Genomic DNA, 26,204 nt, shown 5'->3' on the forward strand with positions numbered 1-26,204 from the left:
CGCGCGGGACGGCGGTAAACGGAGCCCCGGCCGGATCCGGATTCCGGACGTAGCATGAGGAAAAGGGCCGGTGCGCTGTCACAAGCGACGACCCGCAAGGGTGATCCCGGTGCGTCCGCGCCGGGGCACGGTGCCGAATCGGCGCTCCACCGAGGAGCAGCGCATGATCCATTCAGCCGATATCCGCGAGTGGCGCGACCGCGACGTCATCGACCCCAAGGGGCACAAGATCGGCGCGCTCGAGGCGATCTACGTCGACACCGCCACCGACGAGCCGGCGGTGGCCACGGTGCGCACCGGTCTGCCCACGCGGCAGCGACTGGTCTTCGTCCCCCTCGACGAGGCGGTCGTGGGGCCCGGCTACGTCAAGGTCGCCCAGCCCAAGGGGCTGGTGAAGAAGGGTCCGTCCATCGGGACGGACGACGTCCTGCCCGCAGAGCAGGAAGGGGAGATCTTCCAGTACTACGACATGGCCTACCACCCGGGCGCCGGCGGCGAACGCAAACTCGCCCGCCGCTGAACGCCTCACCCCGCCGCGCCAAGGAGGTGTCCCGGCCATGGCGCTCTTCCTGTTCCTGCTTCTGGTGGCCGTGGTCCTCGGACTCATCGGCGTGGTCGCCGAAGGTCTGCTGTATCTGCTGGTCATCGGCGTCGTCGTGCTCGTGCTCGACCTGGTGTACGTCGTTGTGAGATGGCGGCGTTCGCGCCGTGGGCTTCTGCGCTGAGACCGGCTGGGGGCGCCGGCCACGGGCTGCGTGCAGCCGGAACCCGCGGGGGGAGCACACTTCCGCGCCCGGGCGGGGTAGCAGACATCAGGTACGCAGAGTCCTCCGCGCGAAGTAGGGAATCCGTCATGACGGACCAGAAAGCCGCCGCCCGCCCGATCGGGCCCGACAGCGACCTGGAACAGGTCTTCGAACTCGCCCAGCAGCTCCGGGTGGACTCCGTGCGGGCCAGCACCGCGGCCGGCTCGGGCCACCCGACGTCCAGCCTGTCCGCCGCCGACCTGATGGCCGTGCTGATGTCACGTCACCTGCGGTACGACTGGCAGCAGCCCGAGAACCCGGCCAACGACCACCTCATCTTCTCCAAGGGACACGCCTCTCCCTTGCTGTACGCGATGTTCCACGCCGCGGGCGCCGTCGACGAGCACGAACTCATGACGACCTACCGCACCTTCGGAGCCCGCCTCCAGGGCCACCCCACCCCCGTCCTGCCCTGGGTGGACGTGGCGACCGGTTCGCTGGGCCAGGGCATCGCCTACGGCGTGGGCATCGCCACGGCGGGCCGCGATCTGGAGCACGAGCCGTACCGGGTGTGGGTGTTGTGCGGCGACAGCGAGATGGCCGAGGGATCGGTCTGGGAGGCCCTGGACAAGGCGGGTCAGCGGCTGCTGCCCAACTTCGTCGCCATCGTCGACGTCAACCGGCTCGGCCAGCGCGGCCCCACCGAACTGCAGTGGGACACCGAGGCGTACGCCCGCCGCGTCGAGGCCTTCGGCTGCCGCGCCCTCGTCGTCGACGGGCACGACCTCCAGGCCGTCGACCGGGCGCTGGCCACCGCGGCGGACGGGCAGGCGCCCACCGTCATCGTCGCCAGGACCGTCAAGGGCCAGGGCGTCCCCGAGGTCGCCGACATCGAGGGCTGGCACGGCAAGCCCCTGCCGCCGGACCTCGCCGAGCACGCCATCGAGGAACTCGGGGGCGTGCGTCACCTGACGGTCCGCGGCCCGCGGCCGCCCGAGGCCGCGCCGCGCCCGCCGATGGCCGCGACGACGCCCATGGAACTGCCGCGCTTCCGGCTCGGGGAGGAGGTCGCCACCCGGGTCGCCTTCGGCAAGGCGCTCGTCGCCGTCGGTGCGCGCCCCGACGTCGTCGTCCTGGACGCCGAGGTCGGCAACTCCACGCACGCGGAGGACTTCGGCAAGGCCTACCCCGACCGGTACTTCGAGACGTACATCGCCGAGCAGCAGATGATCGCCTCGGCCGTCGGCATGGCCGTGCGCGGCTACCGCCCGTACGCGGCGACCTTCGCGGCCTTCCTCACCCGGGCCCACGACTTCATCCGCATGGCGGCCATCTCGCAGATCTCGATGGCCCTTTCCGGCAGTCACTGCGGCGTGGAGATCGGCGCCGACGGCCCCTCCCAGATGGGCGTGGAGGACCTGTCGATGATGCGCGCGGTCCACGGTTCCACCGTGCTCTACCCCAGCGACGCCACCTCCGCCGCGGCGCTGACGGCGGCCCAGGCCGACCTCGACGGCATCTCCTACCTGCGCACCACCCGCGGGGCCTATCCCGTCCTGTACGGACCCGACGAGACCTTCCCCGTGGGCGGTTCCAAGACCCTGCGCCAGTCCGGCGACGACCGGGTCACCCTCGTCGGCGCCGGGGTCACCCTGCACGAGTGCCTCGCCGCGGCCGACGCGCTGGCCGCCGACGGCATCGCGGCCCGCGTGATCGACCTGTACTCGGTCAAGCCCGTGGACGCCGACGCCCTCGCGCGCGCCGCCCGCGACACCGGCGCCCTCGTCGTCGCCGAGGACCACCACCCCGAGGGCGGCCTGGGCGAGGCCGTCCTGTCCGCCCTCGCCGCGCGGCGCCAGGGGCCGGCCTTCGCCCACCTGGCCGTCCGTGACCTGCCGGGCTCCGGCACCGCGGAGGAACTCCTGGACGCCGCCGGCATCTCCCGCACGCACATCGCCGAGGCGGCCAGGCGTCTGACCTCGGGATGACCCCCGCCCCGACGGGTACGAGCACCGGCGGCCGCCGTCACGGGTGACGGCGGCCGCCGCCGTACCGGCGCGGGCCCGTGCTCGACGCGCCGCGTCACCTGTACGGGCTAACCGGAGCGCCGGCCGGGGCACCGCCGCGCAGTTCCCGGGGACCGGCGCCGGGCACTGACACGCGCCCCCGGCCCGCCGCGCCGCCGCGTGCGACGAGCCCGCCTCGCCGGGCGATCTTCCTCCGCTTCGCCCACGCTGGTGCCGGTGCCCGCCCCACCCGGCGGCGCCGCCGCACGCCAGGGCGGCCTTCACGGCCGCCACGACACCCCACGAGGGAGCAGGCATGACATTGACGACGGATGCGCTCATACCCGCGCTCGAGGATGTGCGGGAGGCACACGCCGCGGTGGTCGACCGGTTCCGGACCGACATGGCCGTCACCCCCGTCGGTCCCCATCGGCAGACCCTGGAACGTCATGCCGCCCAGACCCAGCACCACATCGCCCGGATCGACACCCACGTCCGTGAGATGCGGCCGCGCCACCTCCTGCGGGACACCGCCGAGATGGTCCGGACGGCGTCGGCGGGCGCGTTCCACACGGCCATGGCGCCCCTGCACATCGGCACCCGCATGGTCCGCGGCGTCCTGCCGGGGCGCGGGCAGGCCGACGAGCACCAGCTGCTGAGGAACACCGAGGCCGAGTACACCGCCACCGCGCGGGCCCTCGCGGCCTGCCGGGCGGGCGAGAGCATCGCCACCCTGGCCCAGGACGACCGCGCCGCCGCGCTGCTGACCACGCTGCGCCGGCAGGACGAGCAACTGCTGCGCGACCTGGAGTCCAGCGTCGAGGAACAGGCCCTGGCGGTGGCCACCACGGCGGCCGGCAACGGCCACCACGCCCACGGTGCGGCCGGTCTGGCCGACGCCGCCGTCCGGACGCTCCGCACGACCGCCCAACGGCTCCAGGCCGTCTGGACCGCCGGGCAGCCGGCGCCCCGTCCCGCCGCCGACGCACCGCGCCCGACCGGGAAGGCCCACGCCCCCGTGGCCCGGAAGGTGGACCTCCCGCTGGCGGACTACGACCGGCTCCCCGTCGCCGAGATCATCCAGCGGCTGCGCATCTTCTCGCAGGCGGACCTCTCCGTCATCGAGGACTACGAACGGGAGCACGGCGACCGGGTCGGCATCCTGAACGCCATCGAGAACCTGCGCGCCAACCAGCCCTGGCCCGGCTACGACACGATGAGCCCGGACCAGATCACCGCGCGGCTGCGCGGCGCCGAACCGCTGCAGGCCCGGCAGGCCATGGACTACGAGCGGCAGCACCGCGGACGCCCCGACGTCATCAGCGCAGCCAAGCAGCGCACCCGCGCCGCCGTCTGAGCCGGCTCCACGAGGTCCCCGCCGTGGCACCACGGCGGGGACCCCCGCATGCCGCCCACGGGCCCGGGCGGCCGTGCCCGGAGCGCTGTTTGGCGCCATCTGGCTCGGGCAGGCGCCACCACCGAGAAGAAGGACCCTGCATCCCGAAGCGGATGCCGACCCGAAAGGTGGGCGCATGTCGACGGTTGAGGAGTCGGTCGAGGTCGCGGTGCCGGTCACGACGGCGTACAACCAGTGGACGCAGTTCGAGGAGTTCCCCCACTTCATGGAGGGCGTGGAGCGCATCGACCAGCGCACGCCGACCCTGACGCACTGGGTCGCGAAGGTCGACGGCGTGACGCGCGAGTTCGACGCCGAGATCAGCGAGCAGATCCCGGACGAGAGGGTCGCCTGGACCACGGTCGGCGGCGACGTCCACCAGGCGGGGGTCGTGACCTTCCACCGCCTGGACGACCGGCACACCAAGGTCATGCTGCAACTCCGGCACGAGCCGCACGGCGTGGCCGACACGGTGGCCGACAAGCTCGGCGTCGTCAAGCGCCAGGCCAAGGGCGACCTCAAGCGCTTCAAGGCGTACATCGAGGCCCGCGGCATCGAGAGCGGCTCCTGGCGTGGTGAGGTGTAGGAGCGCCGCCTGGAGCGAGCCCGACGCGCGGGTCCCGGACGCCGATCGGTGTCCGGGACCCGCGCCGTCCGTTAGCACCGCGATGCGCGGCGGCAGGCGGGGTAGGCGTACTTCTGCCACCCATGAGCAGAAGGGAGCTCTCCGATGGCCGACTCCTCGATGAAGGCCGTCGGCTGGGCGCGGTCGTTCCCGGTGTCCGGCGGAGTGCGGGCCGGCCGGCGGTGGACGCGGCAGCACCTCGCCACTCTGGACTGGACCAAGGACGCGCCGGGCACGGTCGACGACATCCTGCTGGCCGTGTCGGAGCTCGTCACGAACGCGCACGTCCACGCCCACAGCGACGCCGAGGTCGTCCTCACCTGGGACAGCCGCTGCCTGCACGTCAGCGTCCACGATGACGACGACACGGTGCCCACCCCGTGCGACGCCGACGCGGAGGCCACCGGCGGGCGCGGGCTCGCCATCGTGGACGGTCTCGCCGACCACTGGCACACACACGCCCAGCACCACGGCAAGACGATCACGGCCTGCTTCACACCACCCGGCGGGAAGTCGGCCGACCCCAATGAGGAGCCGGCACGCTGAAACCCTGTCACCTCATGGCGCAGGGTCAACGGCACGGCCGTGGCCCCGCCGTACCGGACGGTAGGGCCACGGGCAGGAGCGTGCCCCGGGTGGGGCCGGGAAAGGGCTAGTGCCGCATCAGGCAACGTTCGCCTACTGTGATGTGACGTGTCCTTGATCGATAGGCTTCGAGAACGTGTTCAGGCTGGTGATCCTGGAGGTGCCCTCGTGGCCGTCGAGTGGGTTCGGCTCAAACTCGACCTGGATGCGTTCGACGATGCCCGATTCGAACCGTACCTCCGACGCTGCCAGCAGGCTGGCATCGAGTTCACGACCATGGCAGCTGTCGGCGACACGGTTGAACATCGGCGTGCGCTTTACGACCTGAACAAGACGTGCTCCGCCGACATCCCGGAGCGGGGGGAGTTCTACACGTTCGACGAGTACCTCGCCCAGCGCATCGAGACTCCGACCTACGATCCCCAAGGTGTCGTCCTTGCCCTGGACGGTGGGTCATGGGTTGGCATGGCAACCACGTCGCTCCAACCCGAAGGGCACGCCCTCAGCGAGATGACCGGGCTGCTGGCCAGCCATCGGGGAAGGGGAATCTCGCTGGCCATGAAGCTCCTGGCCATTGGCTTCGCGCGTTCTCACGGAACCCACTGGCTGCAGACCTTCCACCACCCTGACAACGCATCGGCCATCGGCATGAACCGACGGCTCGGCTTCGTCAACGCCGAGCCACGAGTTGCAACCACGTGATGGTCCTGCACCTCCTCTGTGTGATCGTGCGTGGCACGAGCCGCTGGAGAATAACAGCCCCAACTGACAGCACCGCCAGGGGATTTCCCCTGACGGCGCTGCTGTGGGTTGGTCCGCCGCGACCGCCGGTCAGGGGTGGAACGGGTCCGAGGAGTGGGTGAGTGGAGCGTTGTGCACGGACGCCGAGTTGTACGTCCAACGGTCGGCGTGGGCCTGCTCACGGCGGGCCTGCTCGATGAGGAGGCCGTCCACGTTCTCCGTGCGGCGGTTGCTGCGCCGCAGGAGTTTGACGACCAGGTACGTCACGAAGGACGCGAGCAGGAGCAAGAGGATCCCGAGTTCGACCACAGCAGCTCTCCCCCGTGTGTCAACAGCTACGTGACCTGCATCGTATCCGCGGAGTGGTGGCTTGTCCCTCCCGCTTGAGCCTCATTTGAGCTTGTGGGAAACCCGGTTGGCGCCGGGAGGGCGCGCTGCCATGATCACGGGTCATGGGAGAGGCGACGACGGTCCGCGCGGTCAACGCGCTGACCGTGGGGTGGGCAGGCCAGGCGCTGCGGCACAGCGAGGAGACGGTGTTCTCCGCCGCAGGGGTGTGGCCGCTGCTGGCCCTGTTGGCGGCAGGATCGGACGGTGCCGCGCGGGACGAGTTGGAGCGGGCGACGGGGATCGGGTCCGGTGAGGCCGCCGAGGCAGCGGGACGGCTGTTGGCGCGCCTGGACGGGCTGCCGGGCGTGGCCGCCGCGATCGGGTTGTGGAGCAAGGCCTCGCTGCCGCTGGAACCCGGGTGGGTCGGCGCGCTTCCACCGGCTTCGCACGGAGTGCTGAGCGGCGACGTCGCCGCCGACGGCGGGGCGCTGGACGCCTGGGCCGACAAGCGCTCCGGCGGCCTGATCCCGAGGATGCCGGTGCCCTTCAACGCGGAGTCGGAGCTGGTACTGGCCGGCGCTCTGACGGTCAGGACCGACTGGCTCCGGCCGTTCCGGAACCACGGCGGGGTCCTCCACCGCACCACCGCGCTGCTGGACCGTGCCAAGGTGGTGGAGGCGCCGTGCGGACGGGTGACGGTGCTGAAGGTGGTGGGCACGGGCGGGATCGACGTCCACCTGCTGCGCGGTGAGGAGGACGTGGCGGGTGGCGAGGTGCTTGCGGCGGGCGTGGGCGCACTGCAGTGCACGTACCCGGCCGTCCCCGGGGACCGGCTTCCGTACGGGGCACCCGGTCCCGGGGTCACGGTGTCCCGCGTGCACAGCTGGGACCGCGAGCCGTACCTGTCGGTGACCGCGGTGCCGTTCGAGGTGACGGCTCACCACGATCTGCTCACTCACGCCGGGCTGTTCGGGCTCGCCTCGGCAGCGGACCCCTCCCGGGGGCACTTCCCCGGCATCAGCCGCGAGCCGCTCGTCGTGGGCGCCGCCGGGCAGACGGTCACGGCCGCCTTCAGCGCGCTGGGCTACCGTTCCGCCGCGGTCACGGCGTTCGGCGCCGTGGCGCTGGGCATACCGCCGTCCACGACGAAACGCGTCGCCGTCGAGTTCACCGGGCCGATCGGTTTCCTGGCCGTGCACCGGACCTCCCGGCTGGTGCTCAACGCGGGGTGGGTGCACGCTCGGTTCCCCGGCGAGGACTGGGACGCGGAGGACGAGTGACGCAAGGCCGTGCCGCCGGCCCCGCGGCGCACGCCGATCGGGCCGTCACTGGGCGGCAACGATCCACACGCTCAGGAACACCCCTCCCACCGCGACCCCGATGTGCAGGCCCATCCAGAGCACGTAGAGGCGGATCCTCGCCGTGCGGGCGAACCTGGCCTCGTGGCGGGCGTAGGGCTCGGACTTGACGCGCCGCAGACCCAGTTCGGGGTGCTCGTCTGCGATCGCGGCGTACAGCGTGCGTACCTGCCGGTTGTGGAGGCTGGTCCGCTCGCGGTACTTCCAGCACGTGAGGGTGCCGTACACGCCCAGGAGGACCATGGGCACGGTGACGCAGAGGTCGCCGGTGCGCAAGTGCTCCTTCTGCGCGAGGAATCCGAGCCCGGCCGCGACGACGACGATGACGATGTTGGTCAGTGCGGCCCGCTGGTTCTCCGACTGAAGGGCCTGCGCGCGCTGGTCCTTCCAGAGTTCCAGCAGGACGTCCGTACGATCGGCCATCGGTCCCCACCCCCACGCGCTGTCCGCCCCCGCGGGACGTCATGCCCTCGGGCCACGATGTCTACCCGCCAGGTCACCCGCGAAGCGCCGGGCGAGCCGGTGGCGACGCCGCGGAGAGCGTGGTCGTGCGCCGTGGCATGATCACGACGTGACGCAAACTCGACGCCGTTACGCCGGCGCACTGGCGCTGGTCCTGCTCGCGGTCACCGTCGCCGGGTGCGCCGGTCCGGCCGCCGGTCCAGGGGCCGGGGGCCCGGATCCCGCGGGGAAGGGCCTCTGTCCGCCGCCGGAGGCGCAGCCGGCGGAGCCCTCGCCGTGCATGACCCTCGACTGGAACCAGCGGGTCGCGGAGAACCACGCCTACCGCAGTGCCCTGCCGATCACCGAGGAGCAGAAGCGGCAGGGGGCGCCGAAGGCCGCGGCGCTGGCGGCGACGCTGACGGAACTGGCGGCCTCTGGGACCTCGCAGGAGGCACTGCGCGCGGCGGCGGCACGGGCCCTGGTTCTGACGTCCACTCAGATCGAGGTGCAGGGCGATGATTTCGACCCCTTGCGCAATGTGCTCGTGGGCGGTGGTGAGGGACGGGTCTGCGTCAACGGCGCCGTGGACGGCACGGGGAAGGCGCACGCGGAGGTGGTCGGGCGTACCGCGGACGGGTCGTGCCTGCCGGGGCCGGGCGGGCACTGAGCCCGCCCGTCAGGCGGTGGCCTCGTCCAGCAGTTCCAGGACGTGCCGGTAGGGGCGGCCGGTGGCGCGGGTCATGCCCATCTCGCAGGTGCGGTTGCACGAGGCGTACGCGTCGTACGTCCCGGCGGTGATCTCCGCCGCCTGGGCGGCCGTCGCGGACTCCGTGACCTCCGGGTGGAGCAGTCCGCGGTCCCCGGCGAAGGCGCAGCAGCCCCAGTTGTCGGGGACGGTGACCTGTTCGCTGACCGCGGCCGCGACCTGGCGCAGGGCGGCGTCGATGCCCAGGTGGACGGTGGAGCAGGTGGGGTGCAGGGCCATCGTGCCCATGCGGCGCGGGGCGGGCAGCGCGGGGAGCAGGTGCTCGGCGGTGAAGGCGACGCTGTCGACGAAGCGCAGCGCCGAGAACCGGGCGCGGTCGGACTCCGGGAGGGTGTCGGCCAGTTGCTCGAGGCCGTGGGTGCAGGAGGAGGCGTCGCACACGACCGGCAGCCGCCCGCCGTCGCTGGCCTGCCACAGTGCCTCAAGGGTCCGTCCGGCCATGGTGCGGTGGCCGTCGGTGTAGCCCTTGGACTGCCACGGCGTGCCGCAGCACAGGCCGGTCAGGCCGTCCGGCACCGTGACCTGGACGCCGGCGCGTTCGCTCAGCCGCAGGAAGGCGCCAGCCGCGCCGCCGGAGTCTCCCTCGGGGGCGAAGACGCTGCCGATGCAGGCGGCGAAGAACACCGCCTGTGCCCCTTCGGGGTGCCGCGGGGCGGGGCGGGCCGGGCCGCCGCGCGGGATGTCGCCGGACCAGGTGGGCACCAGCTCCGTCGCCCCGAGCTTGCGGACCGCGCCGGTGGCGGCGCGGGTGACCGGGATGGGCAGCGCGTGGGCGGTGTTGAGGGCGGCGCGCACTCCGGTGACGGCACTCCCCCAGTGCCGGGCGGTGGTGTTGCCGAGGCGCTGGGCGGTGGGGCTGTGGCGCTTCGCGCGCAGGCGCTTCATGACCGCGCCGGTGTCGATCGTGACGGGGCAGGCGGTGACGCACAGGCTGTCGGCCGCGCAGCTGTCGACGGCCGCGTACGCGTAGTCCGCCTCCAGGGCGCGGCGGCGCTCCTCGTCGCCGGCGGCGGTGGCCAGGGCGATCTCGCGCTGCAGGGCGATGCGTTGCCGGGGCGTGGTGGTGACGTCGGCGGTCGGGCAGACGGGCTCGCAGTAGCCGCACTCCACGCACGCGTCGACGGCCGGGTCGACCGCGGGCACGCTCTTCAGGTCGCGCAGGTGCGCGGCCGGGTCGTCGGTCAGCAGGGCGCCGGGGTTGAGGACCTCGTGGGGGTCGCACAGGCGCTTCAGCTCACGCATGACCTCGTACAGCTCGTCGCCGTACTGGCGGTGGACGAAGGGGGCCATGGCGCGGCCGGTGCCGTGCTCGGCCTTGAGGGTGCCACCGGCGTCGAGGACGAGGTCGACCATCGCGTCGGTGAAGCGGGCGTAGCGCTCGGTCTCGGCGCGGGTGTCGAAGTCCTGGGTGAGCATGAAGTGCAGGTTGCCGTCGCGGGCGTGTCCGAAGATGACCGCGTCCTGGTAGCCGTACCGGTCGAACAGGCCGATCAGGCCCTCGCAGGTGCCGGTCAGCCGTTCCATGGGGACCGCGATGTCCTCCAGGAGCGCGGTCGTCCCGGCCGGCCGTGCCCCGGCGACGGCCGTGTACAGGCCCTTGCGCAGGTGCCAGAGCCGGCCGCGGACGGCCGGGTCGCGGGTGAGCGCGGACCCGGTGACCGCGGGCAGCCGGTCCAGGACCGGCTGGGCGGCGGCCACGGTCGCGTCGAGCGCTTCGGCGCTGTCCTCGGCGAACTCCACGAGTAGGGCCGCGTGGCGTTCCACCCGCAGCCCGCGCAGTTCCTCGACGGGGTCGGCGGCCTGCTGTGCGACGCGCAGGGAGGCGGCGTCGAGGAGTTCGGCGGTGCGGGCGCCGGCGGCCAGCAGCGCGGGCAGGGCGTCGGTCGCCTCGGCGAGGCCCGGCAGGATCAGCAGGCCGGTGGCGGTGTGCGGCAGCAGGGGGACGGTGCGGAAGACGGCCTCGCCGACGAAGCCGAGGGTGCCCTCGCTGCCGATCATCAGGTGGGCGAGGATGTCGGCGGGGTCGGTGTGGTCGAGGAACGAGTTGAGCCCGTACCCCATGGTGTTCTTCATTGCGAACAGCCGCTCGATGGTGGCGCGGGAGGCGGCCGAGGCGCGGACCCGGTCGCGCAGCCGCAGCAGCCCGGCGTGGAGACCGGGCTCGTGGGCGCGCAGTGCGGCGTCCGCGTCGGGGGCGGCGGTGTCGACGACGGTGCCGGACGGCAGCACGAACTGCAGCGACTCCATGGTGCGGTAGGCGTTGTCCTGGGTGCCGCAGTTCATGCCACTGGAGTTGTTGGCGACGAGCCCGCCGATGGTGCAGGCGCTCTCGCTGGCCGGGTCGGGGCCGAGCCGGCGGCCGTGCCGGGCGAGCCGCGCGTTGGCCTGGCGCACGGTGAGTCCCGGCTGCAGCCGGATGCGCAGGCCCTCGTCGAGGACCTCGGCGGAGCGCCAGTGCGTGCGGACGTCCACCAGGACGCCGTCGCCGCCGGCCTGCCCCGCCAGGCTCGTGCCGCCGGAGCGCAGCGTGAGCGGTATCCCGGCCCTGCGCGCCCCGGCCATGAGCGCGCCGACCTCGGCGGTGGAGGCGGCGCGCACCACGGCCTGCGGTGTGAAGAGGTACGGCGAGGCGTCGTGGGCGGCCGCGACCCGGCGGGGCACGTCGGTGGAGACCCGGGAGGGGTCGGCCACGCACGCCGTCAGCCACGCGGCCGGGCCGGGGTCGACGGTGCGGGACGTGGTGGCGGGGGTGGCGGCGGAGGTGCTCATGGTTCCTCGGGTACGACGGTACGACGGTGCGACGCGGCGGCGGCGGACGGTCAGTGGTCGGGGCCGGTGATCCGCAGCAGGCGGGGCGGCTGTGCGGCGGGTTCGGGCAGGCGCAGCGGGGCCAGGCCGGGGGTGATGCTGCCCAGCACCGTGGCGCGGCGGGCGCCGGTCCCGGAGGTGAGGGTGCCGGGCAGGCCGTTGACGGTGAGGAAGCCGAGCACGGCGAAGGCGAGGGCCTCCTTGGCGTCGGAGGGCAGGCCCAGGTCGTCGCTGGGCCGCAGCGTCACGCCGGGCAGTTCCTCGCCGATCATGCGCATCAGCACCGGGTTGCGGGCGCCTCCGCCGGACACGACCAGGCTGGTGACCCCTTGCGCCCGGCAGGCGTCGGCGACGGTGACGGCGGTGAGCCTGGTCAGGGTGGCGAGGACGTCGTCGGTGCCGGGCGTGGGCACGGCGGCCAGGGCCCGCTGCAGGTACGGCAGGTGGAAGAGTTCCTTGCCGGTGCTCTTCGGTGCGGGCCTGCGGTAGTAGGGGTCGTCGAGGAGGACCTTGAGCAGGTCGGGGTCGGTGCGTCCGGCCGCGGCGCGGCGGCCGTCCTCGTCGTAGGCGGCGGCGCCGTCGGTGAAGTGGCGTACGGCCGCGTCCAGCAGGGCGTTGGCGGGGCCGGTGTCGAAGGCCAGGGGCTCGGCGCCGGGGGCGACGACGGTGATGTTGGCGATGCCGCCGAGGTTGAGCGCGGCAGGCACTCCCGGCAGCCCGCGCAGCAGCAGGGTGTCGGTCATCCCGACCAGTGGGGCGCCCTGGCCGCCGGCGGCCACGTCCCTGCTGCGCAGGTCGGACACCACCGGCAGCCCGGTGGCCTCGGCGATCCAGGCCGGCTGGCCCAGTTGCAGGGTGCCGCGGACAGTGCCGTCCTCGACCCAGTGGTGCATCGTCTGGCCGTGGGACACGACGAGGTCGGCGGCGCCCGTGCACAGCTCGTCGAGCGCGCGTGCCGCGGCGTCGGCGAAGGCCTGGCCGATGCCGGTGTCCAGCGCGCACACGGCCTGGGTGGTCGTCGTCGCGGGCGGCAGGGTCGCGCTGATCAGGTCCCGCAGGTCGTCGGCGTAGGGCACCGACAGATGACCGAGCGGCCGCATGAGCAGGGTCTCGCCGTCCAGGGTGAGGTCGGCGGCGGCCGCCTCGATGGCGTCGTACGAGGTGCCCGACATCAGGCCGATCACGCGCATGGCTTCTCCCAACTGTGGTCTCCGGGGCGGTCGTGCGGTGCCCGGGGTGGGGGCCGCCCGTCGGCGGTCCCCACCCCGGGGGTCCTCACTCGAGGCCTGCGCCCGCCGCGACACGACCGGAGCCGGAACCGGACTCGGGGCCGCCGTCGGTCAGCTCGACCTCACGCACCTCGCGGACCTCGGGGGCCTTGTGGAACAGGCTCATCACACCGCCGATGACCAGGGTGATCAGCACGCCGATCGGCACCAGCCACTGGGCGGCGATGGCGGTCGGCACCGTCGCGCCCGCCACGGTGACGTCGATCTTCACCGAGCGCACGATGTAGGTCATCACGCCAACCGTGACCAGGAACGCGACGACGGCGTCGACCTCGTTGGCGCGCCTGATGATCCGGCCGAGCAGGAAGGCGCCGAGCAGCGCGCCGTAGGTGTAGCCCGCGATGGTCAGGCCGGTCAGGTAGACGTTGCCGGTGCTGGTGCTGAAGGCGCAGGCGAAGATGGCCATCAGCACGGCCCACACCAGCGTCATCACCCGGGCGAGCTTGAGCAGCGACTCCTCCGACGGGGTGCTGCGGAAGAAGCTGTGGATGATGTCGGCGACGGTCGAGTTGGACATGGAGTTCAGCGCGGAGGACAGCGAGCCCATCGCCGCGCCGAGGATGCCGGCCACGAGCAGGCCGGAGATCACCACGGGCAGCCCGTGCAGGATGAAGTTCGGGTAGAGGTTGTCGGAGCTGTGCAGGCCCAGCTCGGAGAAGCTCTTGCCCTTGTTGTACGACCACAGCAGCGCGCCGACGAGCGAGAAGGCGGCGAACTGGAGGGTGACGAAGACACCGGAGGCGATCATGGCCTTCTGGCCGTCGCGCAGCGAGCGGGTGGCCAGGACGCGCTGGACGATCAGCTGGTCGGAACCATGGCTGGCCATCGCGAAGATGGCACCGCCGATGATCGCGGTCGGCAGGGCGAACGGGCTGGTGAGGACGTGCGCCAGGTCGAAGTTGGTGTCGAACAGCTTGAAGTGGCCCGAGTGCAGGGCGTCGGAGAAGCCGCTGCCGCCGACGTGGCCGGAGAGCACGGCGATGGCGAGGATGGCACCGCCCAGGTACAGGCCCATCTGGATGGCGTCGGTCCAGATGACCGCCTTGATGCCGCCGAGGTAGGTGTAGACGACGGTGATCACCGTGAGGACGATGATGATCAGGCGGTAACCGGCGTGCACGCCGAACTCGTCGAGCAGCAGCTTGATCGGGATCGCGGAGGCGAACAGGCGGACGCCCTCGGCGAGGAGGCGGGTGAACACGAAGGTCACCGAGGCGAGTCCTTGCAGCTTCAACCCGAATCTGCTGCCCAGGTACTGGTAGGCGCTGACGAAGCCGCCGCGCTTGTACAGGGGGATCAGCACGGTGGCGACGACCACGCGGCCGATGACGTAGCCGAGGGCGAGTTCGACGTTGCCGAAGCCCTGCCCGCTGTAGGCGCCGCCGGGCACGCTGATGACGGTCAGCACGCTGGTCTCGGTGGCCACCACGGAGAAGGAGACGGTCCACCAGGGCATGTGCCCTTCGCCGACGAAGTAGTCCTTCGCCGTTTTCTGCCGTCCGGCCAGTCGCAGTCCGATCCAGGCGATGGCGATCAGATAGACGACGATCACGACGAGGTCGAGTTGACGCACGCTCGCTCCTAAGCAGCGGCCGGCGGGATCACCGGCGTGGTGGGGACAGTGGGTGACGTCGTCCGGCGGACTCGGACGACGTGGGGTTCGTGCGGCACGGTGGCGTCCCGTGCCAGCAGGCGCGCGCCGTCCAGCGGGTCCCCGAGCGGGGGCCGCGGACTCAGCGGTGGCGCGGAGCCCTCGAGCATCGCGCGCAGCGGTGCCATGAGCGGTTCGCCGAGGCCGGTCAGCCCGCCGGTGACGGTGACGGGCAGGACCTCCCCGGTGATCCGGGCGGCGGCCGCGAGCACGGCCTCGCCCAGTGCGGTGGCGGCGTCCCGGACGATCACCCCGGCGACGGCGTCACCCGATGCGGCGGCGTGGGACACGTCCGGGGCGAAGGAGGCCGCGGTCCGGGCGGGGTTGCCGCCGGCCGCGAGGGCCGCGGGCAGCGCGTCGGGGTCGCCGAAGCGCCGGGTGGCGGCGGCCAGCAGCGTGGTGTCCGGGCCGCGTCCGTCGTGGGCGCGGAGTGCGGCCCGCAGGCCGGTCACCCCGATCCACGCGCCGCTGCCCTCGTCGCCGAGCCAGGGCCCCCAGCCGTCGACGCGGGCGTACGAGCCGTCCTCGCCGATGCCGATGGCGACGGAGCCGGTGCCGATGGCCAGCACCACGCCCGTACGGCCGCCCAGGGCGCCCGCGTGGGCGGTGACGGCGTCACTGGTGACGGCGACCTCGTCCGCGGGCAGGTCCTGGAGGAGCAGTTCGGCCAGGGTGCGGGCGGCCTCCGGGGCCGCGGCCGCTCCGGCGGCGCCGACGCAGACAGCGGCGAGCCGGCCCGGGGCGTACCCCTCGATCAGTGGCAGGACGGCGGCACGCACGGCGGCGCGCGCCGCTTCGACGCCGCCCTCGGCAGCGAGTCCCGGGGCCCCCGGAACCTCGTGGACGGGACCGACGGTGCCGTCCGTGCCGGTGAGCACGGCACGGCAGCCCGTCTTCCCCAGGTCCACAGCCACTGCTGCTGTCATGCGGCACGCCCTCGTGTCGTACGGGATCCGGCACGTCGGGTGGTCACGGTGGGCGGTGACCGGCGCGGATCGCGGTGCAGCGAGTATCGGAAGGCAGACGTCCGTATGTCAATAAGTAACTTCACGAAATGCATCACGTAAATTTTTGACGCAACCGACGGGGCGTGGTTACGCTGACGCCACCCACTCAGGAGGGAACCCATCCATGGCCTCCCAGGACCCGACCCGCACCGCCGCGCAGCCGGCCCAGGAGTCCGCCACCGGCGGCGACACCCTGGCGCGCATCCGCGCGGCCCTGCCCGGCCTGGCGCCCTCCGAACGACGGGTGGCCGAAGCCGTCCTGGCCGATCCGGCGCAGGCGGCGGAGCTGTCCATCAGCGCCCTCGCCGAACGCGCCACCACCTCGGTCGCCACGGTCATGCGGTTCTGCCGGACGATGAAACTGGGCAACTACCCGCAACTGCGGCTCGCGCTGGCCGCGGCCGCCGCCCGCGAGCACGCGCTCGGCGGCGAGCGCCCGACCCCGGGCACCGACATCAGCGCCACCGACACCCTCGAACAGATCGTCCACAAGATCGTCTACAACGAGGTCCGCGCCCTGGAGGACTCCGGGGCCGGACTGGACATCGAGGCGCTCGGCCGCGCCGTCGACGCCGTCGCGGGCGCCCGGCGCGTGGACATCTTCGGCGTCGGCGCCAGCGCCTTCGTCGGCCAGGACCTGCACCAGAAGCTGCACCGCATCGGCCACATGGCGTTCATCTGGACCGACCGCCACGCGGCCCTGACCGCCTCCGCCCTGCTCGGCCCCGGCGACGTCGCCCTGGCCATCTCCCACTCCGGGGAGACCGAGGACACCGTCGAGCCCCTGCAGGCGGCCGCAGAACGCGGCGCCACCACGATCGCCCTCACCAACGTCCCGGGCTCCACCCTGGCCGACGGAGCCGACCTGGTGCTCGCCACCTGCGCCCGCGAGACCCCTTTCCGGTCCGGCGCGACCGTCAGCCGGATCGCCCAACTCGCTGTGATCGACTGCCTGTTCGTCGGCGTCGCCCAGCGCTCCTACGACGCCACGACCGCGGCGCTGCAGAAGACCTACGGGGCCGTGCAACGCCGCAGGCGCCCGCAGCCACAGCGCCGCACCCCGGCGGACGACTGACCGCCGGCCCCGCACCACACCCCGGCACCACCAGCACCACCGAAAGGACGACCGCGCCGTGGACCTCAGCACACTCGGCACCGAGACCCGCAACGAGCGGACCGCCGAACTGGACCGCATGCCGGTCTCCGAACTCCTGTCCGTGATGAACGCCGAGGACCAGACCGTCGCCCTCGCCGTCCGCGAGGCACTCCCCGAGATCGGCACCGCCGTCGAGGCCATCACCGAGTCCCTGCGCCGCGGCGGCCGCCTGATCTACCTCGGCGCCGGCACCAGCGGCCGCATCGGCCTGCTCGACGCCGTCGAGTGCCCGCCGACCTTCGGCACCGCGCCCGAGCAGGTCGTGGGCCTGCTCTCCGGCGGCCCGGGCGCGTTCATCGTCGCCGTCGAGGGTGCCGAGGACGAGCCCGCCAGGGCGATCGCCGACCTGGACGAGATCGGCGTCGGCGACCGGGACACCGTCGTCGGCCTCGCCGCGAGCGGCCGCACCCCGTACGTCATCGGCGGCCTCAAGCACGCCGCGACGCGGGGCGCCGTCACCGTCTCCGTGGCCTGCAACCGCGACGCCCTCGTCAGCCGCTACGCCGACGTCCCGATCGAGGTGCCCACCGGCCCGGAGATCCTCACCGGCTCCACCCGGCTCAAGGGCGGCACCGCGGAGAAGATGGTCTGCAACATGCTCTCCACCGCCGCGATGGTCCGCCTCGGCAAGGTCTACGGGAACCTCATGGTCGACGTGCGCGCCACCAACAACAAGCTCGTCGACCGCGCCCGGCGCATGGTCGTGCAGGCCACCGGCGCCGACCCCGACATCGCCGCCCAGGCCCTGAGCGCCGCGGGCGGCCACGCCAAGACGGCCATCGTGATGCTGCTGACCGGCGCCACCGCCGAGGAGGCCGCCCGGCGCATCGAGCAGGCCCACGGCGACACCCGCACCGCCGCGGGCCAGGCCTGATCCCGGGCCCGGCCCCGGGCCCGTCACGGGCACAGGGGAATCTGCCGCCCATCGCAGCGGTTCTCCCCCTGAGGGGGCGAGCCTCCTCGCCCATGGCCATGGACGAGACGATCTGCATATGCACGGAGCGGAATCGGGGGGCACACACCGGGGTCCGGCAGCGCACCGAGGGGCGGTCATCTCCGTCGACCCCGAGGGACGCGTCGACGGCTGGAGCGCGGGGGCCGAGAGCATCCTCGGCTACCGCAGGGACGAGGTGATCGGCCGTCCCGCACTGGACCTCGCCGACGACGACGCGCGCCAGGCCCTGGCGATCGGCCTGACCGGCCGCCGCTGGGAGGACCGGGCCGTGCTCCGGGACAAGGCGGGCCGTCCCGTGGAGGTGGAGGTCCTGATCCGGCCGGCGTCCGCCGACGGCAGGTCCACCGTCTGGTTCGTCAGCGGGCCGTCCGGTCCGTCGGCGGACGACGACCGCGGCGGCGGCATGCTGGAGCGGGCCTGGTCCCAGTCGTCCGCCGCCATCGTCGTGTGGTCGCCCGGACTGCGCCTGCAGTGGGCGAACGAACTCACCTGCCGGCTCTTCAACGCCGACGTCGACCGCATGCGGGGACGCCGGCTCACGGAGATCCTCACCCCCGACAGCCAGCACTACGCCGTCGAGGAGGCGCTCCGCCGCGCCCGGGACACCGGAACGACGCAGTACGTCGTCACCCACGAGCAGGTGCCCGGGGAAAAGCGACCCCATGAATGGGCCCTCCACATCGACCCCCTCCGGGACGAGGACGGCACCGTGGTGGGCCTGTGCTCCATGGCACGCGAGAACTCCGCGGAATTCTGGGCCCGCCGGCGCCTGATCCTCCTCAACGACGCCCGGCGCAGCATCGGTCTCTCGCTCGACGTCGGAAGCACGGCCCAGGAGCTCACCGAGCTCGCGGTGCCCGACCTCGCCGACGTCGCCATGGTGCATCTGCTGCCCCAGGCGCTCGGAGCCCGCGGTGCGGCCTCCCGCGACCCGGTGGAGGTCCGGCTCGCGGCGGCGAGCGGCCGCGCGCTGCCCCCGCCCTCACCCTCCTGGCACGTGGTGGACCGCCGGTCCCTGCCCGGTCGTGCCCTGGCCGAGCGCAGGGCCGTACGGGTCGACCTGCCGCACGAGGCCGCGGCCTGGGCCGGGCAGGAGGGCGGCTTCGACCGGGACGCGCGCGGAGGGGCCATCTGCGTGCCGCTGACGGCCCGGGGCGGCACCCTGGGGGTGGTGACGTTCCTGCGCCGCGGGACGGCGTTCGACTCCGACGACCTGCTGCTCGCCGAGGAACTGGCCGCCACGACCGCCATCTCGGTCGACAACGCCCGCAATTTCCAGCGCGAGCACAGTACCGCCCTGACGCTGCAGCAGAGCCTGCTGCCCAGGGAACCGCCCGCCCAGAACGCGGTCGACGCCGCCTACGGCTACCGGCCCGCCGACCTCGCCGCGGGGGTGGGCGGCGACTGGTTCGACGTGATCCCGCTGTCCGGCGCACGCGTCGCCCTGGTCATGGGCGACGTCGTCGGGCACGGGGTGCGTGCGGCCGCGACGATGGGACGCCTGCGTTCGGTCGTGCGTACCCTCGCGGACATCGACCTCCCGCCGGAGGAACTGCTCACCCGCCTCGACGACATCGTGAACCGGCTGGACCAGGAGACGGAGGCCAACGCCCCCGATCCGGAAGTCGGGGCGTCGGTCCTCTACGCGGTGTACGACCCCGTCTCGCGCCGGTGCCGGATGGCCCGGGCCGCCCACGTGGAACCGCTGCTCGTGCTGCCGGACGGCACGAGCCGCCGGGTGGAACTCCCGGAGGGACCTCCGCTGGGCCTCGGGGGGCTCCCGTTCGAGTCGGCCGAGGTCACCCTGCCCAAGGACTGCCTGCTCGTCCTGTTCACCGACGGGCTGGTCAAATCCCGGCACCAGGACCTCGACGAGGGGATCGCCAGGCTCCAGACGTCCCTCGCCACGGCCACGTCCTCGATCACGGCGGTCTGCGACGACATCATGGGCGCCCTGCCGCCCGGGGACGGCAGCGACGACGCCGCGCTGCTCGTCGCGCGGCCCCGCGCGCTGGACGGGGCCGACGTCGCCCACTGGGACGTGCCGGCCGATCCTTCGGCCGTCGCCGCGGTACGCGAGGGGACGACCGCGAAACTCGCCGCCTGGGGGCTGGAGGACCGGGCCTTCGCCACCGAGCTCATCGTCAGCGAGCTGGTCACCAACGCCCTGCGGCACGGACGCGCCCCGATCCGCCTGCGGCTCATCAAGGACCGTTCGCTGATCTGCGAGGTCACCGACGGGAGCAACGCCGCCCCTCACCTGCGCCGGGCGCGCACCTTCGACGAGGGCGGCCGCGGACTCTTCCTGGTGGCGCAGCTGTCCTCCCGCTGGGGCAGCCGGCCGACGGAACTCGGGAAGATCATCTGGTCGGAGCAGCAGCTGGACCAGGCAGGCTGAGCCCGGCCGCGGCCGCCGCCCTTCCGGACGGGCCGCGGCGCCGCACCGCCGATAGAGTGAAGATCGCGGGGGTACCGCGACCGGGGAAGGTGACGACGGCCATGGCCGGACGGTTCGGCTACCGGAGGATCTACGAGGACGCCTCGTCCCAGGAGGGCAAACGCGTCCTCGTCGACCGGCTGTGGCCCCGGGGCGTGAGCAAGGAGCGGGCCCACCTCGACGAGTGGCTCCGCGACGTGGCACCGTCGGCCGACCTCCGTCACTGGTACCACCACGACACGGAACGCTTCGCCGAGTTCCGCGAGCGGTACCTCGCCGAACTGGAGGACCCCGAGCACCGGCCGGCCGTCGAGCACCTGCGCGACCTCGCCGCCCACGACAAGGTCACCCTGCTCACCGCCACCAAGGACGTCGACCACAGCGAGGCGGCGGTGCTCGCCCAGTGGCTGGACTCCGCGGGGCCCGCGGGCCGCTAGTCGCCCGCCCCGCCGTCGAGTTGGAGGTCCGGCCGGACGTGGCTGCCGCGGAGCAGGGCGGTGACGGTACTAGCGTTGGTGGCATGCGCTACGAGGTGACCGATGCCGACACCGCGACGACGGTGGGCAGCGGCGACGTACCCGTCCTGTCCACGCCGCAGCTCGTCGCCTGGCTGGAGGCGGAGACGGTGCACGCCGCGGCACCCTTCACGGCGGCGGGCCAGACGACGGTGGGAACGGCACTGCGGATCCAGCACGTCCGCGCCACACCGGTCGGCGGCAAGGTCGACGTCTTCGCCGAGCCTCCGCCCTCCCCCACCGGCCGGCGCCTCACCTTCCGGGTGCGGGCCGTCGACGACTGGGGCCGGCTCGTCGCGACGGGCGAGATCGACCGGGCCGTCGTCGACAGGGAACGTTTCCTTGCCGCCCTCGATCCGGAGCACCCCGCCGAGCCGTCCTGACGCGGCGGGCGTACCTCGGCACGGGAGCCGGTCCGGGAACTGCTGCGGCGTGAAAGCCGCCGGCCGCGGCCCCCGCCCGGCTCATATTCGTGTCGCTGGTTACCTTGCGGTCGAAGGCGGCGGGCCTCAGTCCCTCGGACGCGGCTCGCCGGCGAGAGCAGCACCGAGCCCCTGCGCCATCCGGCCGGACGGCACGACCGGGCTGCGGCCACCGCCCGACGGCTTCGTCAGGGCTGGCCGTCAGTGCTTGAAGACGTCCTTGGTCCTCTCCTTCGCGCCCCGCATCCTGCCGCGCGATTCGAGGGCGGCGCCCTTGGCCGCGAGCGTTTCCTTGTGCACCGCGTGGGCCGCCTTCCGCACGGTCTTCCCGACGACCTGTTCCATCTTCGCCTTGGCTTTCTCTCCGGCGCTCATCTCGGCACCTCCACGGCCTCTCAACCGGCGCGTGCCCGTGGGGCGGGCGTCGAAACCACGACCACTGCCGGGCGGACGACCCCGGCACCGGCGGGCCGACCGGGTCAGAGCAGCGACGCGGTCACCGCGGCGAGGCGCCGGCGGTACTCCGGGTCGTAGGCCTCGGCGGCCGCCCGGGCTTCCTTCTCGCCCTCGAAGTACCGGCCTGTGACGCCCGCCAGCGCGGGGGCGTCGACCAGGCGCCGCGTGGCCGCGACGCCCTGCTCCAGGGAGTCGACGACGTCCATCCCCGAGCGCCGGGACATGGCGGTGGGCATGAAGGTCGCCGGGTGGACGCTGTTGACGGTGATGCCGGTGCCGGAGAGTTCATCGGCGAGGTCGAGGCTGTGGCAGATGAGCGCCAGCTTGGAGCGGCAGTAGGCGGCGACGTCGGTGTAGTCGCGGGTGAGTTCGGGGTCGTCGAGGTCGAGCGGTTGCTGGCCGATGGAGGCGACGTTCACGATCCGGGACGGTGCCGCGCGGTGGAGCAGCGGGAGGAGTTCCCGGGTCAGCACGAGCGGTGCCAGGTAGTTGACGGCGAGGCGGAGTTCGTGTCCGTCGACGGAGGTCTGCCGCCGGGTGCCCTCCGCGTGGAAGCCGACGCCGGCGTTGTTGACGAGCACGTCCAGCCCGTCGTGCCGGGCGGCGATGCCGGCGGCCAGGCGCCGGACTTCGGCGAGGGAGGAAAGGTCGGCCCGGTGGGGCTCGCCGCCGGTGGCCGTGGCGACCTCGGCGAGGCGCCCGGGGTCACGGCCGTGCAGCAGCAGGGTGTGTCCGCCGTCGGCGGCGAGGTCCTCCGCGAGGGCGCGGCCGAGCCCGTCGGAGGCGCCGGTGATGAGGATCGTGGCCATGTCGTTCACCTTTCTGGTCCGGGGACAACCTGGGTGCCCTCCGGTGGAGTGGAAACGGGGGTGAGGGGCCGGACCGGTCCGGAAGTGCTCGCCTCCTGCGCGTCGTGGCGCGGGACGATGCCGCCGGCGGGCGTGGTCATGCCGAAGCGGGCGAACGCCGCGACGAGGACGAACGCGCCCGCGGCGAGGGCGAAGCAGAGCGTGAAGCGGCTCTCGGCGGGTGCGTGGCCCGGGGCTCCGGCCGCCACGAGGGTGGCCACCAGGGCGCCGGCCAGCGAACTGCCCACGGAACGGGCGACGGAGTTGACGCCGTTGGCGGTCCCGGTGTGCTCCGGCGGCACTGCGGTGAGCAAGGCCGCGGGCAGCGCGGTGAAGCCGAAGGCGATGGCGACGCCCACGAGCACGGCGGCCCCGACGACCAGGGAGCCCCTGCCGTGGGCGGTCGCCGACAGCGCGAACCCGACGGTGCCCACCGCCGCGCCCATGGCCAGGGTTCGTCGCGGTCCGGTCCGGCGTACCAGGAGGCCTCCGAGCCGGGCGGCGGCCAGCGAGGCCAGCGCGGGCGGCAGGAGGTACTGGACCGAGGCACGCAGGACGGAGGCCCCGAAGCCGTACCCGGCGGCGGGCGGTGTCTGCACCAGAGCCGAGACGAGGATGAACTGCGAGAACATGGCGTATCCGAGCAGCAACCCGGCCAGGTTGGCGAAGAGCACCGGCCGGTGGACGAGCATCCGCACGTCCACCAGCGGATCGGCGGCGGCCCGCTCCACCCGGATCCAGGCGGCCGCCGCCAGGGCGCCCGCGGCGAGGCAGCCCAGAGTGGGCGCGGAGGTCCAGCCCCACACCGTACCGCGGGACAGCGGGAGCATCAGCAGGACGAGCGTCGTGGCCAGGCCCAGCGCTCCGCGCCAGTCGAGGCGTCCGCCGGTCGTCGCGCGCGACGGCGGGACGACGGCGGCGACCGCCGCCAGGCTGAGCGCGGACATCGCGGCCGCCAGCCAGAAGACGCGGTGGTAGTCGGGCGCGGATCCTGTGGTGAGGAGGCCGGCGCCCACCAGCGCCAGGCCGTTGCCGAAGGCGAGAGTGCCGCTGACCGTGCCCATCGCCGCGGGCAGGCGCCTGGCGGGCAGTTCGTCGCGGAGCACGGCCTGGGCCAGCGGGAACACCGCGGTGGACGCGCCCTGCAAGGCACGTCCCGCGATGAGCAGGGGCAGTGTCGCGGAGAGGGCGGCCAGGACCGAGCCGATCAGGGTGAGGGCAAGTGCGCCGAGCAGGACGGGTCGCCTTCCGTACTGGTCGCCCGCCCTGCCGAGCAGGGGTGTGCAGACGGCGGCCGACAGCAGGGTCGCGGTGGTGAGCCAGCTGACGTCGGCGGCCGAGGCGTGCAGGTCCCGCTGGACGGTACCGAGGACCGGCACCACCAGGGTCTGCATCATCGAGACGACCATGGCGCCGAGACCGAGGGCGGCGACGAGGCCACGGCCCGGGTCCGCCACGGCCGGGGGCACCGGAGGTGTTCGCATGAAGTGGGTGCTTCCGTAGGTCTTTCCGCGGGTGGGCGCGCCGGTCAGCCGAGGGTCTTCAGCACTGCGGCGGCCAGCGCAGCGGAGGACGCCGGGTTCTGCCCGGTGTGCAGGCCGCGGTCGACGACGACGTGCGGGGCCCAGGGCTCGCCCGCCGAGTAGTCGGCGCCGAGCGCGACGAGCCGGTCCTGGAGCAGCCATTCCAGCCGGTCGGCCAGCCCGGTCTGCTTCTCCTCGGCGGCGCTGAAGCCGGTGAGGCGGTACCCGGCGAACGGCGACACGCCGTCGGAGTCCCGGGCGGCGAGCAGGGCGGCCACCCCGTGGCAGGCCGCGGCCAGCGGGGTGCCCTGCGCGAGGACGGTGCACAGCAGCCGGGCGGAGTCGGCGTCCCCGGCGAGGTCCTGCATCGGGCCGTGGCCGCCCACGTAGAAGACGGCGGCGTAGCGGGCCGGGTCGACGTCCGCCAGAACCAGCGGGGTGTGCAGTGCGGTGACGGCCCGCAGGGCCGCGGTCGCGGCGGCGGCGCCCGCCGGACCGCCGGTGAGCTCGGGCGCGAGGCTGACGGGGTCGGCGGTGGGGACGACGCCGCCGGGGGTGGCCGCGGCCACCCGGTGACCGGCCTCGGTGAAGGCGCGGTAGGGCTCCGTGAGCTCTTCGGCCCAGAAGCCCGTGGGGTGCTCGGTGCCATCGGCCAGCGTCAGGTGATCGGCGCCGGTCACCACGAGAAGGATCTCTGCCATGTTCTGCGTACTTCCTGGTCTCCGCCCGGATACGGCCGGGGCGGCATGTGCGGGACCGCCGGTTGACCGGCGGCGGAACGTTCCCGACCCTAGGTCGCACAGCCATCAGCCAACCAATAGGATCCTCGACATGGCTCATCAGAATGCCGATGGGAACGCAATCCGCCCCGACGACGGCGGGACGGCCGCCGCCCCGCCTCCCGGCGTCCCTTTGGACCTGGGGCTGCTGCGCACGTTCCTCGCGGTGTACCGGGCCCGTTCCCTGACCACGGCCGCGCGGATGCTGCGCATCTCGCAGCCCACCGTGACCGCGCAGGTGCGTGCGCTGGAGCAGCAGCTCGACCGGCAGCTCTTCGAGCGGCTCCCGCGGGGCGTGGCCGCCACGTCCGTGGCCGACGAACTGGCCGGGCAGGTCGCCGGGCCGCTGGACGCGCTGGCCGAGGTCGCCGGCCGCGGTCGCCCGGACCCGGAGGCGCCCCCGGAACCGGTGCACCTGGCGGGGCCGGCGGAGATGGTGTCCGTCCGGGCGCTGCCCGTCCTCGCGCCGCTGGCGGCCCGGGGTGTCCTGCTGCGCATCACGACCGGCCTCGCCGAGGACCTGCTCGAGGGCCTGCACGGCGGCCGCTTCGATCTCGTCCTGTCGGCGGTGCGGCCGCGCGGCCGCTCCCTGGCCGCCGTCCCGCTGATGGACGAGGAGTTCGTCCTGGTGACGACGCCGGAATGGGCCGCCGGGATCGGGCAGCTCACCTGCGACGACCCCGGCCCGCTGCGCGAGGTCCCGCTGGTGGCGTACGCCGAGGACCTGCCCATCCTGCGCCGCTACTGGCGCCACGTCTTCCGTACGCGTCTGACCGCCCGGCCCGCCGTCGTCGTCCCGGACCTGCGCGGGGTGCTCGCCGCCGTCGTCGCGGGCGGGGGTGCGACGGTGCTCCCCCGCTACCTGTGCGAGGCGGAGCTGGCGTCCGGCGCGCTGGTGGAGTTGCTGACGCCGGAGGACCCGCCCATCAACACCGGCTTCCTGGTCTCACGGGCGGGCGCGCCCGCCCGTGCGCCGGTCACCGCCGTACGCGAACGGCTCCTGGAGGCGGCCCGCGACTGGTGACGGGCGGCGCCGTTGCCCGTCTGGGTGCGACAACATGCGGCTCCGGCACCGTAGGTGAGATTACGTCAGGGAACGGCCGGAGCACCTCGCGGTCGTCCTTGCGGTCAAGTCGACTCCGGAGGCCGAGAACACCCGGAGATCGCCGGCAGGCCCGGGACCGGTGGATCCCCAACGTCGCCGTCCCTGGGCATTCCTGACGGGCCACCAAGCTCCGCGGCACGTGGCCGGGGCCTGGTGACGTTGCCCTCCGCGTACGTCCACGGCCATCCACGCGGCCGGACCGGATGGATCCGGCACCGCACGAAGCTGCCCGCGGCCGTGTCCCCGAACTCCCGGT

The 26,204-nt window shown here is 73.4% G+C and carries 25 protein-coding genes; 15 read left to right on the top strand and 10 right to left on the bottom strand.

Annotated features, from left to right (window positions below; translation table 11 throughout):
• Positions 1–163 precede the first annotated feature (163 nt).
• From AC1VWI_RS01565 to AC1VWI_RS01595, 7 genes are all read left to right on the top strand, one after another.
• The gene (locus AC1VWI_RS01565) at positions 164–520 is read left to right on the top strand and encodes a PRC-barrel domain-containing protein (protein WP_499509052.1); all 357 of its coding nucleotides are present in this window, start codon (positions 164–166) and stop codon (positions 518–520) included.
• 37 nt (positions 521–557) lie between these two features.
• Complete coding sequence (locus AC1VWI_RS01570) at positions 558–725, top strand: hypothetical protein (RefSeq protein WP_499509053.1); 168 nt, start codon at positions 558–560, stop codon at positions 723–725.
• A 128-nt stretch (positions 726–853) separates the two neighbouring features.
• Positions 854–2,734, top strand: a complete 1,881-nt coding sequence (locus AC1VWI_RS01575) for a transketolase (RefSeq protein ID WP_499509054.1) — start codon at positions 854–856, stop codon at positions 2,732–2,734.
• 334 nt (positions 2,735–3,068) lie between these two features.
• Positions 3,069–4,109: a hypothetical protein gene (locus tag AC1VWI_RS01580; RefSeq protein WP_499509055.1), complete on the top strand. Its 1,041-nt coding sequence runs from the start codon at positions 3,069–3,071 to the stop codon at positions 4,107–4,109.
• A gap of 175 nt (positions 4,110–4,284) precedes the next feature.
• Positions 4,285–4,734: an SRPBCC family protein gene (locus tag AC1VWI_RS01585; protein WP_499509056.1), complete on the top strand. Its 450-nt coding sequence runs from the start codon at positions 4,285–4,287 to the stop codon at positions 4,732–4,734.
• Between the two features lie 144 nt (positions 4,735–4,878).
• Positions 4,879–5,319 carry an ATP-binding protein gene (locus AC1VWI_RS01590; RefSeq protein WP_499509057.1) on the top strand — a complete coding sequence of 147 codons (441 nt, stop codon included), beginning with the start codon at positions 4,879–4,881 and terminating at the stop codon, positions 5,317–5,319.
• Between the two features lie 207 nt (positions 5,320–5,526).
• Positions 5,527–6,060 carry a GNAT family N-acetyltransferase gene (locus AC1VWI_RS01595; protein ID WP_499509058.1) on the top strand — a complete coding sequence of 178 codons (534 nt, stop codon included), beginning with the start codon at positions 5,527–5,529 and terminating at the stop codon, positions 6,058–6,060.
• A 129-nt stretch (positions 6,061–6,189) separates the two neighbouring features.
• Here the strand turns inward: AC1VWI_RS01595 and AC1VWI_RS01600 are convergent, their stop codons facing one another.
• The gene (locus AC1VWI_RS01600) at positions 6,190–6,408 is read right to left on the bottom strand and encodes a hypothetical protein (RefSeq protein WP_499509059.1); all 219 of its coding nucleotides are present in this window, start codon (positions 6,406–6,408) and stop codon (positions 6,190–6,192) included.
• Between the two features lie 143 nt (positions 6,409–6,551).
• Here AC1VWI_RS01600 and AC1VWI_RS01605 point away from each other — a divergent pair, with 143 nt between their 5' ends.
• The gene (locus tag AC1VWI_RS01605) at positions 6,552–7,709 is read left to right on the top strand and encodes a serpin family protein (protein WP_499509060.1); all 1,158 of its coding nucleotides are present in this window, start codon (positions 6,552–6,554) and stop codon (positions 7,707–7,709) included.
• A gap of 45 nt (positions 7,710–7,754) precedes the next feature.
• On the opposite strand, the gene AC1VWI_RS01610 is transcribed toward AC1VWI_RS01605, so the two are convergent.
• A complete protein-coding gene (locus tag AC1VWI_RS01610; protein WP_499509061.1) occupies positions 7,755–8,210 on the bottom strand; it encodes a hypothetical protein in 456 nt (151 codons plus the stop codon).
• A 148-nt stretch (positions 8,211–8,358) separates the two neighbouring features.
• On the opposite strand from AC1VWI_RS01610, the gene AC1VWI_RS01615 reads away from it, so the two are divergent.
• Complete coding sequence (locus AC1VWI_RS01615) at positions 8,359–8,898, top strand: precorrin-3B C(17)-methyltransferase (protein WP_499509062.1); 540 nt, start codon at positions 8,359–8,361, stop codon at positions 8,896–8,898.
• Positions 8,899–8,907: 9 nt separating this feature from the next.
• Here the strand turns inward: AC1VWI_RS01615 and AC1VWI_RS01620 are convergent, their stop codons facing one another.
• The 4 genes from AC1VWI_RS01620 to AC1VWI_RS01635 all read right to left on the bottom strand — a co-directional run bounded on the left by AC1VWI_RS01620 (position 8,908) and on the right by AC1VWI_RS01635 (position 15,671).
• Positions 8,908–11,766: an FAD-binding and (Fe-S)-binding domain-containing protein gene (locus AC1VWI_RS01620; RefSeq protein WP_499509063.1), complete on the bottom strand. Its 2,859-nt coding sequence runs from the start codon at positions 11,764–11,766 to the stop codon at positions 8,908–8,910.
• 50 nt (positions 11,767–11,816) lie between these two features.
• On the bottom strand, positions 11,817–12,995 hold the full coding sequence (locus AC1VWI_RS01625; protein ID WP_499509064.1) for an anhydro-N-acetylmuramic acid kinase: 1,179 nt from the start codon (positions 12,993–12,995) through the stop codon (positions 11,817–11,819).
• An 85-nt stretch (positions 12,996–13,080) separates the two neighbouring features.
• Positions 13,081–14,667 (bottom strand): sodium:solute symporter, encoded by a 1,587-nt coding sequence (locus AC1VWI_RS01630; protein ID WP_499509065.1) that lies wholly within the window; start codon positions 14,665–14,667, stop codon positions 13,081–13,083.
• A gap of 8 nt (positions 14,668–14,675) precedes the next feature.
• On the bottom strand, positions 14,676–15,671 hold the full coding sequence (locus AC1VWI_RS01635) for an N-acetylglucosamine kinase (RefSeq protein ID WP_499509066.1): 996 nt from the start codon (positions 15,669–15,671) through the stop codon (positions 14,676–14,678).
• A 205-nt stretch (positions 15,672–15,876) separates the two neighbouring features.
• Between AC1VWI_RS01635 and AC1VWI_RS01640 the strand changes: the two genes are divergently transcribed.
• The 5 genes from AC1VWI_RS01640 to AC1VWI_RS01660 all read left to right on the top strand — a co-directional run bounded on the left by AC1VWI_RS01640 (position 15,877) and on the right by AC1VWI_RS01660 (position 21,198).
• Entirely contained in the window at positions 15,877–16,827 is a 951-nt protein-coding gene (locus tag AC1VWI_RS01640; RefSeq protein WP_499509067.1) for a MurR/RpiR family transcriptional regulator, read from the top strand.
• Between the two features lie 58 nt (positions 16,828–16,885).
• Entirely contained in the window at positions 16,886–17,782 is an 897-nt protein-coding gene (gene murQ, locus AC1VWI_RS01645) for an N-acetylmuramic acid 6-phosphate etherase (RefSeq protein WP_499509068.1), read from the top strand.
• A 118-nt stretch (positions 17,783–17,900) separates the two neighbouring features.
• Positions 17,901–20,261 carry a SpoIIE family protein phosphatase gene (locus AC1VWI_RS01650; protein WP_499509069.1) on the top strand — a complete coding sequence of 787 codons (2,361 nt, stop codon included), beginning with the start codon at positions 17,901–17,903 and terminating at the stop codon, positions 20,259–20,261.
• Positions 20,262–20,362: 101 nt separating this feature from the next.
• Positions 20,363–20,737, top strand: coding sequence for a DUF488 domain-containing protein (locus tag AC1VWI_RS01655; protein ID WP_499509070.1), 375 nt, complete (start codon positions 20,363–20,365; stop codon positions 20,735–20,737).
• Between the two features lie 83 nt (positions 20,738–20,820).
• Positions 20,821–21,198 (top strand): thioesterase family protein, encoded by a 378-nt coding sequence (locus tag AC1VWI_RS01660; RefSeq protein WP_499509071.1) that lies wholly within the window; start codon positions 20,821–20,823, stop codon positions 21,196–21,198.
• Between the two features lie 240 nt (positions 21,199–21,438).
• Here the strand turns inward: AC1VWI_RS01660 and AC1VWI_RS01665 are convergent, their stop codons facing one another.
• From AC1VWI_RS01665 to AC1VWI_RS01680, 4 genes are all read right to left on the bottom strand, one after another.
• Positions 21,439–21,612 (bottom strand): hypothetical protein, encoded by a 174-nt coding sequence (locus AC1VWI_RS01665; RefSeq protein WP_499509072.1) that lies wholly within the window; start codon positions 21,610–21,612, stop codon positions 21,439–21,441.
• A gap of 104 nt (positions 21,613–21,716) precedes the next feature.
• A complete protein-coding gene (locus AC1VWI_RS01670; protein ID WP_499509073.1) occupies positions 21,717–22,502 on the bottom strand; it encodes an SDR family NAD(P)-dependent oxidoreductase in 786 nt (261 codons plus the stop codon).
• A 5-nt stretch (positions 22,503–22,507) separates the two neighbouring features.
• Positions 22,508–24,025, bottom strand: coding sequence for an MFS transporter (locus AC1VWI_RS01675; RefSeq protein ID WP_499509074.1), 1,518 nt, complete (start codon positions 24,023–24,025; stop codon positions 22,508–22,510).
• Between the two features lie 44 nt (positions 24,026–24,069).
• Complete coding sequence (locus AC1VWI_RS01680; protein ID WP_499509075.1) at positions 24,070–24,765, bottom strand: type 1 glutamine amidotransferase domain-containing protein; 696 nt, start codon at positions 24,763–24,765, stop codon at positions 24,070–24,072.
• A gap of 130 nt (positions 24,766–24,895) precedes the next feature.
• Between AC1VWI_RS01680 and AC1VWI_RS01685 the strand changes: the two genes are divergently transcribed.
• Entirely contained in the window at positions 24,896–25,867 is a 972-nt protein-coding gene (locus tag AC1VWI_RS01685; protein WP_499509076.1) for a LysR family transcriptional regulator, read from the top strand.
• The last annotated feature ends 337 nt before the right edge of the window (positions 25,868–26,204 follow it).

Source organism: Streptomyces sp. TOM-9 (genome assembly GCF_056858595.1).

What these genes read in the sequence shown, in the direction of transcription:
- AC1VWI_RS01665 (WP_499509072.1), bottom strand. Translation starts at nt 21,612, where the DNA reads ATGAGCGCCGGAGAGAAAGCCAAGGCGAAGATGGAACAGGTCGTCGGG.
- AC1VWI_RS01685 (WP_499509076.1), top strand. Translation starts at nt 24,896, where the DNA reads ATGGCTCATCAGAATGCCGATGGGAACGCAATCCGCCCCGACGACGGC.
- AC1VWI_RS01620 (WP_499509063.1), bottom strand. Translation starts at nt 11,766, where the DNA reads ATGAGCACCTCCGCCGCCACCCCCGCCACCACGTCCCGCACCGTCGAC.
- AC1VWI_RS01575 (WP_499509054.1), top strand. Translation starts at nt 854, where the DNA reads ATGACGGACCAGAAAGCCGCCGCCCGCCCGATCGGGCCCGACAGCGAC.
- AC1VWI_RS01610 (WP_499509061.1), bottom strand. Translation starts at nt 8,210, where the DNA reads ATGGCCGATCGTACGGACGTCCTGCTGGAACTCTGGAAGGACCAGCGC.
- AC1VWI_RS01650 (WP_499509069.1), top strand. Translation starts at nt 17,901, where the DNA reads ATGCACGGAGCGGAATCGGGGGGCACACACCGGGGTCCGGCAGCGCAC.
- AC1VWI_RS01640 (WP_499509067.1), top strand. Translation starts at nt 15,877, where the DNA reads ATGGCCTCCCAGGACCCGACCCGCACCGCCGCGCAGCCGGCCCAGGAG.
- AC1VWI_RS01670 (WP_499509073.1), bottom strand. Translation starts at nt 22,502, where the DNA reads ATGGCCACGATCCTCATCACCGGCGCCTCCGACGGGCTCGGCCGCGCC.
- AC1VWI_RS01585 (WP_499509056.1), top strand. Translation starts at nt 4,285, where the DNA reads ATGTCGACGGTTGAGGAGTCGGTCGAGGTCGCGGTGCCGGTCACGACG.
- AC1VWI_RS01655 (WP_499509070.1), top strand. Translation starts at nt 20,363, where the DNA reads ATGGCCGGACGGTTCGGCTACCGGAGGATCTACGAGGACGCCTCGTCC.
- AC1VWI_RS01660 (WP_499509071.1), top strand. Translation starts at nt 20,821, where the DNA reads ATGCGCTACGAGGTGACCGATGCCGACACCGCGACGACGGTGGGCAGC.
- AC1VWI_RS01675 (WP_499509074.1), bottom strand. Translation starts at nt 24,025, where the DNA reads ATGCGAACACCTCCGGTGCCCCCGGCCGTGGCGGACCCGGGCCGTGGC.
- AC1VWI_RS01625 (WP_499509064.1), bottom strand. Translation starts at nt 12,995, where the DNA reads ATGCGCGTGATCGGCCTGATGTCGGGCACCTCGTACGACGCCATCGAG.
- AC1VWI_RS01580 (WP_499509055.1), top strand. Translation starts at nt 3,069, where the DNA reads ATGACATTGACGACGGATGCGCTCATACCCGCGCTCGAGGATGTGCGG.
- AC1VWI_RS01605 (WP_499509060.1), top strand. Translation starts at nt 6,552, where the DNA reads ATGGGAGAGGCGACGACGGTCCGCGCGGTCAACGCGCTGACCGTGGGG.
- AC1VWI_RS01590 (WP_499509057.1), top strand. Translation starts at nt 4,879, where the DNA reads ATGGCCGACTCCTCGATGAAGGCCGTCGGCTGGGCGCGGTCGTTCCCG.
- AC1VWI_RS01570 (WP_499509053.1), top strand. Translation starts at nt 558, where the DNA reads ATGGCGCTCTTCCTGTTCCTGCTTCTGGTGGCCGTGGTCCTCGGACTC.
- AC1VWI_RS01680 (WP_499509075.1), bottom strand. Translation starts at nt 24,765, where the DNA reads ATGGCAGAGATCCTTCTCGTGGTGACCGGCGCCGATCACCTGACGCTG.
- AC1VWI_RS01635 (WP_499509066.1), bottom strand. Translation starts at nt 15,671, where the DNA reads ATGACAGCAGCAGTGGCTGTGGACCTGGGGAAGACGGGCTGCCGTGCC.
- AC1VWI_RS01565 (WP_499509052.1), top strand. Translation starts at nt 164, where the DNA reads ATGATCCATTCAGCCGATATCCGCGAGTGGCGCGACCGCGACGTCATC.